Annotated in this window: 14 protein-coding genes; 11 read left to right on the forward strand and 3 right to left on the reverse strand. The window is 70.0% G+C overall.

The window, feature by feature from the left end:
* Positions 1-185 precede the first annotated feature (185 nt).
* The 10 genes from ACSDR0_RS47425 to ACSDR0_RS47470 all read left to right on the forward strand — a co-directional run bounded on the left by ACSDR0_RS47425 (position 186) and on the right by ACSDR0_RS47470 (position 8141).
* Positions 186-1916 carry an L-aspartate oxidase gene (locus ACSDR0_RS47425; RefSeq protein WP_435295570.1) on the forward strand — a complete coding sequence of 577 codons (1731 nt, stop codon included), beginning with the start codon at positions 186-188 and terminating at the stop codon, positions 1914-1916.
* Positions 1917-1988: 72 nt separating this feature from the next.
* Entirely contained in the window at positions 1989-2786 is a 798-nt protein-coding gene (locus ACSDR0_RS47430) for a universal stress protein (protein WP_435295571.1), read from the forward strand.
* 99 nt (positions 2787-2885) lie between these two features.
* Positions 2886-3638 (forward strand): SDR family oxidoreductase, encoded by a 753-nt coding sequence (locus ACSDR0_RS47435; protein ID WP_435295572.1) that lies wholly within the window; start codon positions 2886-2888, stop codon positions 3636-3638.
* A gap of 5 nt (positions 3639-3643) precedes the next feature.
* On the forward strand, positions 3644-4456 hold the full coding sequence (locus tag ACSDR0_RS47440; RefSeq protein WP_435295573.1) for a class I SAM-dependent methyltransferase: 813 nt from the start codon (positions 3644-3646) through the stop codon (positions 4454-4456).
* Positions 4428-4664 carry a hypothetical protein gene (locus tag ACSDR0_RS47445; protein ID WP_435295574.1) on the forward strand — a complete coding sequence of 79 codons (237 nt, stop codon included), beginning with the start codon at positions 4428-4430 and terminating at the stop codon, positions 4662-4664. Before ACSDR0_RS47440 ends, ACSDR0_RS47445 begins: the two co-directional genes overlap by 29 nt.
* Entirely contained in the window at positions 4654-6396 is a 1743-nt protein-coding gene (locus tag ACSDR0_RS47450; protein WP_435295575.1) for a ferritin-like domain-containing protein, read from the forward strand. Before ACSDR0_RS47445 ends, ACSDR0_RS47450 begins: the two co-directional genes overlap by 11 nt.
* Positions 6393-6584: an alpha/beta fold hydrolase gene (locus tag ACSDR0_RS47455; protein WP_435295576.1), complete on the forward strand. Its 192-nt coding sequence runs from the start codon at positions 6393-6395 to the stop codon at positions 6582-6584. The genes ACSDR0_RS47450 and ACSDR0_RS47455 overlap by 4 nt, the downstream gene beginning before the upstream one ends.
* 14 nt (positions 6585-6598) lie before the next feature.
* A complete protein-coding gene (locus ACSDR0_RS47460) occupies positions 6599-7489 on the forward strand; it encodes an RNA polymerase sigma-70 factor (protein WP_435295577.1) in 891 nt (296 codons plus the stop codon).
* Positions 7486-7764: a hypothetical protein gene (locus ACSDR0_RS47465; protein ID WP_435295578.1), complete on the forward strand. Its 279-nt coding sequence runs from the start codon at positions 7486-7488 to the stop codon at positions 7762-7764. The genes ACSDR0_RS47460 and ACSDR0_RS47465 overlap by 4 nt, the downstream gene beginning before the upstream one ends.
* Before the next feature lie 14 nt (positions 7765-7778).
* A complete protein-coding gene (locus ACSDR0_RS47470) occupies positions 7779-8141 on the forward strand; it encodes a hypothetical protein (RefSeq protein WP_435295579.1) in 363 nt (120 codons plus the stop codon).
* 152 nt (positions 8142-8293) lie between these two features.
* Here the strand turns inward: ACSDR0_RS47470 and ACSDR0_RS47475 are convergent, their stop codons facing one another.
* From ACSDR0_RS47475 to ACSDR0_RS47485, 3 genes are all read right to left on the reverse strand, one after another.
* A complete protein-coding gene (locus ACSDR0_RS47475) occupies positions 8294-8425 on the reverse strand; it encodes a hypothetical protein (RefSeq protein WP_435295580.1) in 132 nt (43 codons plus the stop codon).
* Between the two features lie 94 nt (positions 8426-8519).
* Positions 8520-9206, reverse strand: a complete 687-nt coding sequence (locus tag ACSDR0_RS47480; RefSeq protein WP_435295581.1) for a recombinase family protein — start codon at positions 9204-9206, stop codon at positions 8520-8522.
* 353 nt (positions 9207-9559) lie between these two features.
* The gene (locus tag ACSDR0_RS47485; RefSeq protein WP_435295583.1) at positions 9560-10036 is read right to left on the reverse strand and encodes an aldo/keto reductase; all 477 of its coding nucleotides are present in this window, start codon (positions 10034-10036) and stop codon (positions 9560-9562) included.
* Positions 10037-10083: 47 nt separating this feature from the next.
* On the opposite strand from ACSDR0_RS47485, the gene ACSDR0_RS47490 reads away from it, so the two are divergent.
* Positions 10084-10896 carry a recombinase family protein gene (locus ACSDR0_RS47490; RefSeq protein WP_435295582.1) on the forward strand — a complete coding sequence of 271 codons (813 nt, stop codon included), beginning with the start codon at positions 10084-10086 and terminating at the stop codon, positions 10894-10896.
* Positions 10897-10924 lie beyond the last annotated feature (28 nt).

Genomic DNA, 10924 nt, shown 5'->3' on the forward strand with positions numbered 1-10924 from the left:
CCTGGAACAGCGAGGATTCATCCCGGACCTGATCATCGGAACCTCGGTGGGCGCCTTCAACGGAGCGATCGCGGCCGTCTGCGTCGCGCTGGTCGCCGGCACGCTCGCGAAGGCAGCTGTCACAAATCGTGCCGCTGTCCGGTCTTGACTCCTGACTGCTTTCGCCGATGCGCCCAAGGAGCACCATGCACGCGCCACAGAACCGGATCGCCACATCCGTCCTAGTTATCGGGACGGGAGGGGCGGGGCTGCGGGCCGCCATCGAACTCGCCGAGCGCGGTGTCGATGTCATCGCGGTCGGCAAACGGCCGAAGGCGGACGTACACACCTCGCTCGCGGCGGGTGGCATCAACGCGGCGCTCGCCACAATGGACCCCGAGGACACCTGGCAGCAGCACGCGGCGGACACCCTCAAGGAGAGCTACTTCCTCGCCAACCCCGAAACCGTGCGGATCGTCGCGGAGGGCGCCGCGCGCGGCATCGAGGACCTCGAGCGGTACGGCATGCCGTTCGCTCGCGAGCAGGACGGGCGGATCTCCCAGCGCTTCTTCGGCGCCCACACCTATCGGCGCACCGCCTACGCCGGGGACTACACCGGACTCGAGATCCAGCGCACGCTGATCAACCAGGCGGCGCAGCTCAACATTCCCATCCTGGACACCGTGTACGTCACGCGCATTCTCACGTGCGGCAACGCGGTCTTCGGCGCGTACGGGTTCGACCTGATCAACGGTAGCCGCTACGTCATCGACGCCGACGCCGTGATCCTGGCGGCGGGCGGCCACACCCGGATCTGGCGGCGCACCTCCTCACGACGGGACGAGAACACCGGCGACTCGTTCCGCCTCGCCGTACTCGCCGGTGGTCGCATCCGCGACCCCGAGCTGGTGCAGTTCCACCCGTCGGGGCTCATCGCGCCTGAGAACGCGGCCGGCACGCTCGTCTCCGAGGCGGCGCGGGGCGAGGGCGGGATCCTGCGCAACCAGCTCGGCGAGCGGTTCATGGCGCGCTACGACCCGGAACGGATGGAGTTGTCCACCCGTGACCGCGTCGCGCTGGCCGCCTATACCGAGATCAAGGAGGGGCGCGGGACTCCGAGCGGTGGTGTCTGGCTGGACGTGTCGCACCTGCCGCGCCAGACGATCATGACGCGGCTGCCGCGTGTCTACCAGACGCTCCTGGAACTGCAGATGCTCGACATCACCAAGGAACCGATCGAGATCGCGCCGACCGCGCACTACTCGATGGGCGGTGTCTGGGTACGGCCGGCGGACCATGGCACGGACGTCGATGGCCTCTACGCCATCGGGGAGGCGGCCAGCGGCCTGCACGGCGCCAACCGGCTGGGCGGAAACTCCCTCATCGAGCTGCTCGTCTTCGGGCGCATCGTGGGGCAGGCGGCGGCCGAGTACTCGGCGGGCCTGGATGCCCAGCGTCGTTCGGCCGAGGCGCTCGAAGAGGCGCGGGCGGAGGTGGACGGGCTTCTCGCCGCCGATGGCCCGGAAAACGTGCGGGCGCTGCAGCGGGCCATCCGCGACATCATGACGGAGCACGCCGGTGTGGTGCGGGACGAGGGCGGCCTGCGTAAGGGCCTCGCCGAACTCGCCGAGGTGGGGGCGCGCATCGACAATGTGGGCGTGCACCCGGACATCGCCGGCTTCCAGGACCTGGCGCACGCTTTCGACCTGAAATCCTCGGCGCTCGCCGCCCGCGCGACGCTCGAGGCCGCGATCGAGCGTCGCGAGACCCGCGGCTGCCACAACCGCTCCGACTACCCCGACCTCGACCCCGCGCTGCGGGTCAACCTCGTGTGGTCCGGCCCCGGATCGGTGCAGCGGGAGCCCATCCCGCCGATTCCGGCCGAGATCGCGGCCCTCATGCGCGAGGTCTCGACCGCCGGAAAGCTCGTCGAGTAGCCGGCGACCAGCAATGAACGCGGCCGACTCGGACATAGCGCCGCGACCCCCATGCACAGCGAAAGGACAACGATGAGCACTGTAGTCGTAGGCGTGGACGACTCCGAAGACGCCCTGCGGGCCGTGGAGTGGGCAGCAGCCGAGGCCGAACGTCGCAAGCAAACCCTGGAGATCCTGCACGCCTTCATCTGGCCCCTGCTCGGAGTGCCCCTCGGCCCGGCGCCGGGAGCGCCACCGGAGGGCGGCTTCCGGCACGCCGCGGAACGCATCCTGGCCACGGCCGTCGCGCACGCGCGCAAGGTCGCCCCGGACATTGAGGTGACCACCAGCCTGCCGGAGGCCGGGGCCGTCCCAGCGTTGCTGCGCCGGGCGCACCGAGCGGGGCTTCTCGTCGTCGGCAACCGCGGTCTCGGCGAGGTCGGCGGCCTGGTGCTGAACTCGGTGGGCGCCAGGCTCGGGGCCGAGGCCGCCTGCCCGGTCGTGGTCGTGCGCGGGTCCGTCACGCCGCAGGGGCCCGTCATGGTGGGCATCGCCGACCCTGACGAGAGCGAGGCCCTGCTCACGTTCGCCTTCGCGCATGCCGTACGGACCACGAACGCCCTGACGCTGGCGCACGCCGGCGCCGGGCCCTCGATGCCCGAACACGACCTCGCCCCGTGGCGGGCGCGCTTCCCCTCGGTCACGATCGACCAGGAGGCCCTCGCCGGCCGCCCGGGCAGGGCGCTGGCGCACCCCGCGACCCTGGCCTCGCTGCTGGTGGTCGGCTCGCACCACCGCCACGGGCTCCGCGCGCTCCTGCACGGCTCGGTCAGCCAGGCGGTCCTGCACCACGCCAGCTGCCCCGTGGCGATCATCCGGATGCCTCGCTAGGAAATTTCGCGGTGGCTGTCACACCTGCGGTGGCTGTCTTGTCTTAGCTGGCGACCGGGCCGCGCATGGGGCGCCCCGGGCCGCCAGAGGGGGTTTGTCATGAAGATCGTGGTCATCGGTGGGACGGGTTTGATCGGGTCGAAGCTCGTGACCAAGCTGACGGAGCACGGTCACGAGGCGGTGGCGGCCTCGCCGAACACTGGGGTGAACACGCTCACCGGTGAAGGACTGGCCGAGGCGCTGCAGGGCGCGCAGGTCGTGGTGGACGTGTCGAACTCGCCGTCGTTCGAGCCCGCGGCGGTGATGGAGTTCTTCGAGACCTCCACGCGGAACCTGCTGGCCGCGGAGGCGGCAGGGGTCGGCCACCACGTCGCGGTGTCCGTGGTGGGCACGGAGCGGATGCCGGAGAACGGCTACTTCGCGGCGAAGATCGCCCAGGAGACGCTGATCGAGAAGTCGGGCATTCCGTTCTCGCTGGTGCACGCGACGCAGTTCTTCGAGTTCGTGCGGAGCATTGCCGACGAGGCCACCAACGACGGCAAGGTGCGGATCGCGCCGGTGCGGTTCCAGCCCATCGCGGGCGACGAGGTCGCGCAGGCGGTCGGCCGGACCGCGGTGGGCACGCCGCTGAACGGCCGGACCGAGGTCGCCGGGCCCCAGCAGTACCAAATGGATGAGTTCTTCCGTAAGGCACTGGCGGCCTGGGGCGACTCGCGCGAGGTGGTCACCGACCCGCTTGCCCGCTACTTCGGCAGCGTGCCGGGCGAGCGCACGCTGGTGCCGGGGGAGGGAGCCATGCTCGGCAAGATCACCTACCGCGAGTGGCTCGAGCAGAACACCCCCGGCAAGTAGCTGCCGTGACCGCCTTGGCGATGGCCGCCGAGTTCGACGATGTCGCGGGCTGGACCGCCGACGCCGTCGAGCAGCTCGGGGTACAGCATGCCGTACCGGCCGCCTGTCGCGGCGGCGCGAGCCCGGCGGCGCTGGCCTGGCTGGCCGAGGCGTGCGAGCTGTCGCCCGGGATCATGCTGCTCGATGTGGGCGCCGGGGTCGGCGGGCCGGCGGCTTGGGCGGCCGAGCGGTTCGGGGTCCGGCCGATCCTGCTGGAGCCGATGCCGGCCGCCCGCCGGGCCGCCGCCCGGTTGTTCGGGCTGCCGGTCGTCGCGGCGGATGGCCGGCGCATTCCGCTCCGCACGGGATCGGTCGACGCCGCCTGGTGCCTGGGGGTGCTGTGCACCGTTCAGGACAAGGCCACGGTGCTCGGTGAGATCCACCGGGTGCTGAAGCCGGGCGCCTCGCTGGGGCTCCTGGTGGTCGTCGCCCGGGGCCCGCAGGTTCTGCAGGCTCCGGAGGGCAACCACTTTCCCACCGAGCGGGAGCTCACCGGGCTGCTCGCGGACGCTGGATTCGAGGTGCTCGAGCGGGCCGACCAGCCCGGCCGGGCGCCGCTGTCCTGGTCGCGACGGGCCGAGCAGGTGGCGGCGGTGGTCGCGGACCGGCACAGGGCCGATCCCGCCTACGCGCTGGCGGCCCGCCAGAGCGAGCGCTTCGCCGGCCTGTTCGCCGCCCGGCACATCGCCGTGCGACTGATCCACGCGGTCAGCCGGCCGGACATCCACCCAAACCACGTATGGAGGAGACATGAGCGGCGAGCACGAGTTCCTGCGTGAGCTCAAGGTCGAGGTCGAGATTGAACTGACCGAGGTCCGGGCGAGTCATGCGGAGGAGGCGATGGAACTGCCGGTCACCGACTGGCTGTTCGATCCGACGGAGGCCGAGCGCGAGGAGATCGGCCTGCGCGGCCTGCGCGACGCGGTCGAGGTGCTGGAAGTCGAGGTTTACGAAGACGACGCCCGGCCCGGCGGCAATGTCGCCTGAGCCGCGCATCGGCACGCTCGACAGCCTTCGCGAGCACCTGCAGTGGGCGATCGAGCTGGAGCACGCGACGCTGCCGCCGTACCTGACCGCCCTGTACTCGCTGGACCCGGAGCGAAACCCCGAGGCCGTCCAGGTGGTGGGCAGCGTCTTCGTCGAGGAGATGCTGCACCTGGCGCTCGCCGCCAACCTGCTCAACGCCGTCGGCGGCCGGCCGCGCCTGGACATGCCGGAGATGCTGCCCGCCCATCCTCGGCCCCTACCCCATGGCGACCGTTCGCTGGAGCTGTCGCTGGTCCCGTTCGGGGCCGAGGCGCTGGAGATGTTCCTGCGCCTCGAACAGCCCGCGCCACCCGGCGCACCGGCGGAGGACGACGGCTACGAGACGATTGGGCAGTTCTACGCCGCGATCGAAGAGGGGCTGCGCCACCTGTGCGACCAGCTCGGCGAGCAGGCGGTCTTTAGTGGCGATCCCGCTCGCCAGGTGAGCGACGCTCACTTCCGGCACACCGCCGGACGGCTGATCGCCGTGGACGGCCTGGCCTCCGCGCTGACCGCGCTGGAGGAGATCGTCGAGCAGGGTGAGGGTACGGCACGCGGCTCGGTCTGGGACGGTGACCAGGACGTCTTCCACCCAGAACGGGACGAGGTCGCCCACTACTACCGCTTCCAGGAGCTCAAGTTCGGCCGCCGCTACCAGCGCGGCGACACCCCGGAGTCCGGCCCCACCGGGGAGAAGATCTCCGTGGACCTCGACGGCGTCCTCCCTATGCGGCCCAACCCGCGACCCGCCGAGGCGGGCAGTGCCGTACGGGCGGCGCAGGAGGAGTTCAACCACACCTACTGCGGCGTCCTGCATCTGCTGGAGCGGGCGTTCGACGGCAGCCCGAAGCTGCTCGCGGTCGCCACCGGCGCCATGTACGCGCTCAAGGCCCAGGCCCTGGCGCTGATGCGGATGCGGATGCGGATGCCCGACGGGGCCGGACCCACCTTCGAGTACGTGGCGCCCGAGCAGCGCCGGTGGAGCGTCGGCGAGAACCAGCGGATCGTCGTCCTGCGCGACGGCCCGTACGTCGTCTACGGCGGTGTCCCGTTCCGGCGCAAACGCAAGATCGTCTCCGCCGGCAACGACGCGCTGACCTGGAAGACCGGCGAGCCGCTGGAGACCGAGGACACCTACGCGCTGTGCCGCTGCGGCCACTCGGGTTCCAAGCCCTTCTGCGACGGCACCCACGCGCTGATCGGGTTCGACGGCTCGGAGAGCACGCCCATGCGGCCGTACAAGGAGCTGCAGCACGTACACGACGGCGTGGGCATCTCGGCACAGCGGGTGGGCGAGCTGTGCATCCATGCCGCCTTCTGCATCGGGCGGACCAGGCCGATCGCCGCGATGCTCGCCGACACCGACGACAGCGACGTGCGCGCCACGATCATGGGCCGCATCGACCACTGCCCCTCCGGCTCCTACAGCTACGCCCTCGAACGCGGCGGTGAGACGATCGAGGCCGACCTTCCCCAGGCCATCTCGGTGCTGGAAGAAGAGGACGGGCTGGCCAGCGCGCTGTGGGTCACCGGCGGAGTGCCGGTCATCCGCTCGGACGGCCGGCCGCTGGAGACACGCAACCGGGTGACGCTGTGCCGCTGCGGCCACTCCGGCAACAAACCGCTGTGCGACGGCACCCATCGACAGATCGGCTTCCGCGAGGAAACTCAGGAAAGGCATGAGCATGAGTGAGCAGCCCGTCATCGTCCTGGTTCGTTCACGGCGACCGCGACCTCAACATTCCGGCCGAAGCGCTGCGGTTCATGGCCGAGCGTGCCGACTCGCGCGGAACCCGTGAGGTCGCCGGCACCTCGCACGCGATCGCGGCCTCGCAGCCCGACGCCGTGACCGCCACTATCCTGGACGCCACCGACCACTGATGACGCAGGTGGACATGCATGCACTCGAGCGGGCCGCGTCCGCGTTCATCGAACTGCGGCCGCGGCTGTTCGGCATCGCCTACCGGATGCTCGGCAGCGCGACCGAAGCCGAGGACATCGTTCAGGAGGTCTGGCTGCGCTGGCAGGACACCGATCGCGCGATCATCGAGAACCCGCCGGCCTTTCTGGCGTTGATCACCACCCGGCTGTCCATCAACGTCGCACAGTCGGCCCGCGCACGACGCGAGTCCTACATCGGGCCGTGGCTGCCCGAACCCGTCGACACCAGCCTCGACCCCGCCCTGGGCGCCGAACGCGGCGAAGCGCTCGAGTTCGCCTTCCTGCTCCTGCTCGAAAGGCTCACCCCCACCGAGCGCGCCGCGTACGTCCTGCGCGAGGCCTTCGACTACCCCTATCCGCAGATAGCGGAGATCCTCCAGCTCAGCACGGTCAACGTCCGGCAGCTCGTGAGCCGTGCCCGCAAGCACCTGACCGCCGTACGCCGCGAGCCCGTCGACAAGATCGAGCACCGGCGTCTCCTGACGGCCTTCCTCGATGCCGCCCAGACAGGGAACATCGGTGCCCTGGAAGGCCTCTTCGCCGCCGACGTCGTCAATACCTCAGACGGCAACGGCCTCAGAGGGGCGGCGCGGTTCCCGGTGCTGGGCAGCAACCGAGTGGCGAGGTTCATGGCAGCGTTCGCGCCCCGGTTCTGGCCCGGCGCCGACATCACGTGGGTCGAGATGAACGGCCGCGCAGGCGTACTCGTCCCGCGCGGACGCAGCGGTGTCACGCTGCTCACCATCGACGCCTCGCCGAGCGGCATCCATCACCTCATGTGGATCGTCAGCCCGGCCAAGATCGAGGCCTTCGACCGCTCACGCGCACGGGGCGGGCGCCCATGACAGAGTCGGGCGCGGAGTCGCTGGCTGAGATGCTCGACGAGCGGCAGCACCTGCTCGAGATCGCCTTGTGGATGTTCGGCTCGGAGCTCGCGGCTGACCACGTCGTCCAGGAAACGTACCGTCGCTGGTACGCCCTTGACGACGAGGAACGCGCCGGCATCGCGACACCGCGCGCCTGGCTGAGGCGGACCGCGGGAAGCATCTACCTGGAGCTCCTGACCGCCCCTTCCACGTCCCAGCAGCCGAGGCGCCCGAGCCGGCCCAGCACCGGGTGAGGGCCAGCGGGGAGATGCTGGCCAGGCACGACCAGGTCGCCCGGCGGTTCGCCGCCGCCTGCCGTACGGGAGACACGGCGGCGCTGTGGGCGGTGCTGGCCGCCGACGCGATCGTCGTGAGCGACGGCGGCGGCAAGGTGCGTGCCCCCGTCCACCCGACCTACGGCGCGGACGCGGTCGCCCGGATGGTCACGGCGCTGCTGATCGGTCAGCCCGGCACCGAGCTGACCGTCGGTTCCGTGAACGGCAGGACGGGCCTGGTGCTGCGCCGGGCGGGTCAGGCCGTGGCGGTGGTCAGCGTGAGCGTCGCTGGCGCCGAGGTCACCGCAGTGTGGATCGTCCTGAATCCCGACAAACTCCAACGCTGGCACCGCTGAAAGGCCTACCGGTGAACGACCCCATCCTGTCCACGGAGCACGACTACAGCGGCTCGGCGTTCAAGCCCCTCTACACCACCCGCGTCGCCGTGACCGGTGGGGGTCCCCGTAGCAAACAGCGGAAATCCAACGGATATGGCTCTGAACTGCGGTTAGTGAGTTCGGCGGGGTGGGGCGAGGATGCCGGTGATCTCGGCGACGGCCTCGCCGCCGGGGCGGGTGTAGCGCATGGCGGTGCGGGGGTTCTTGTGCCGGGTCTTGGCCATGATCAGCTGGAGCGGCACCGAGAGCAGGCGGGAATGCTCACCATGCGCGCGGGAGCGTCCCAGGGGGAGCCGGTGCGCATCGCGTTGCCCGCTGCCGTCGCCGTCGACATGGTCACGGCGCTGGGCGAGGCGCGTCTGGACGCTGAAGGGGTGCCACCGGAATACGGCAGAAACGGACCGCGGTCGCTCGAATCCGCAGGCCGGATGGTGAGGCCGAGGGCTGGGGTTTCGGCTGTGGATGACCGTACCCAGCCTGGGGCCGAATTGCGGACCGCATGGCTGCCGACGCATCTACCTGCGGGGATGTCGTTCGGTTGACCGGACAGAGCCAAGGTTCTGCCCGGTCAACATCCCGGCGCGGCCCGTTTCCGCCGTATTCCGGTGGCACCCCCACAGCGGTGATCACATTGATGATCAGGTCGGTGGTGGCGTCGCCTGCGGCCAGGTCGTGGAAGTTCGACAGCGGCCCGGACAGGACCCGCAGCACGACGCCGCGGGCCTGGCACCAGCCGCGGACGGCGTGGATGTCGACCAGGTCGCGGCAGAGCCGGAACAACTCCGACACCGTGAGCGTGTCGCCGGGATGCGCGGCCGCGGCGACCCTGGCGAACGCGGGCCGCTCCAGTGCGGGAATCTTGGAGGTCGTCGCCGGGTCCTCGAACAGCAGCACGCCCTCGGCCGGGTGGAATCCCGCCGCGACGCCCTCGGCCCGGACCAGCAGCCCGGCCTCGGTGAGGATGTGCCGCTGCCGCAGCAGCGACTGAGTCGCGGTGGATGAGCGGGAGTAGACGATACACACCGGCGCTCCTCAAGAAGGACGAAGCCCCGTTCTACCTGTCGGAAAATACTGTCGTCAATCAGCGCCCGAAACAGGCCGCCTGGCGTGGTGTTTCATCCTCTATTGTCCGTTTGCAGGTATCTCTGGCCGCCTGTCGGTAAACCTTCTAATCCCGACATCCTTGTGGCGGTGCCGGAGCGCCATGACGATGCCATCGGCGGCGGAACCGTCAGCGAATCGGCGGCCTCAGTGCCGGTAGCAGAAGCGATCTTGGCGGCTGGCCTGGTGGACCGATCGTGGGCCGTGGCCCGGGTGCTTCCTGGAGATGCCCGGGCCACGCGTCCGCGGGTGGAGTTCCGAGGGTTGCCTCAGCCTCAGTGGTTGGCGTAGCCGGGGATGCTGGCCTTGATGCGTTCGAGTTCGCGTTCGTCGGAGATGCCCTGGAGGTCGTAGCGGGGGGTGTAGGGCGCTTCCAGGCGGCGGGCCTCCTCCTCGGTGAGGTCGAGGTCGAAGGAGGCGATGGCGTCATCGATCTGCTGGAGGGTGCGGGCACCGACCAGGGGGGCGGCGACGACGGGGTTGCGGCGCAGCCAGGCCAGGGCGACCTGGGCGCGGGCGACCCCGCGGGCCTCGGCGATGGCGCCGACCTCGTCGATGATCTGCCGGTCGCTGTCGGCGTTGGCCTTGTAGAGCAGGTCGGCGTAGCCGCCGTCGGTCGCCGCACGCTCGCTGGCGTTAGCCTGGTCGAAGGGGCGGGCCAGGCGGCCGCGGGCCAGGGGGCTCCACACCATGGTGGCGACGCCTTCGTCGGCGCACAGCGGGAGCATCTCGCGCTCTTCCTCGCGAGCCAGGAGGTTCTAGCTCTATGACTCGTGCATGATGTGGGACGGAGGTGCACATGAACCCGTCAGATCCCCCCGTCCCCGTCGTGTCCTACGCACGAATCTCGGCCGACCTCAAGCGCGACGAACACGGTGTGCAGGATCAGCACAAGGTCAACCGCCAGACCGCCGCGCGCTACGGCTGGACGGTCGTTCACGAGTTCACCGACAACGACCGCTCTGCCGCCAAAGCGGACGTCGTGCGGGACGAGTTCGAGGCGATGCTACGGGTGCTGCGCGTGGGCAAACTGCCGAACGGCACATCTGTCCAGGGCGTGGTGATCCTGGCGGCGGATCGTCTCGCCCGCCGTCCCGGTGACTATGAGCGGTTCGTGGAAGCGATCACCTTTCAGGACGGGCGGGTGTTCGCTGACGCGCGAGGTGCCCAGGATCTCTACAGCGAGGACGTGGAGAGCATGGGCCTGTTCGGCGCGGTCATCTCCAAGATGGAGGTCCGCAAGATGCAGCGCCGGATGCGGCGCTCTCATCGGTCACGGGCGGAGCAAGGGGTGCCGTCCGGTGGACCGCGTCCGTTCGGCTGGAATCCGGATCGCCGGACCCTCGACAAGAGGGAGGCCGATCTCGTCCGGCAGGCTGCCAAAGACTTCCTTGGTGGTCGTTCCCTGCACTCGATCGTGCGGGAGTGGCAGGAGGCAGGGGTCAAGACGTCGCTGGGCAACGACTGGATCACGCTGTCTTTGAAGGTGATGCTGCGCAATCCGCGCATGTGCGGCCTGCGGGAACTCAACGGGGAACTCGTTCGGGATGCGGACGGCAACCCGTACTACATTCGTAGATTCACTGGGAGTGGATCACCGCGCCTCCGATAATGGCTGATCAGGGCACGTGTCTGGTGAC

The organism is Streptosporangium sp. G11 (assembly GCF_051192615.1).
Taxonomy (GTDB): Bacteria; Actinomycetota; Actinomycetes; order Streptosporangiales; family Streptosporangiaceae; genus Streptosporangium.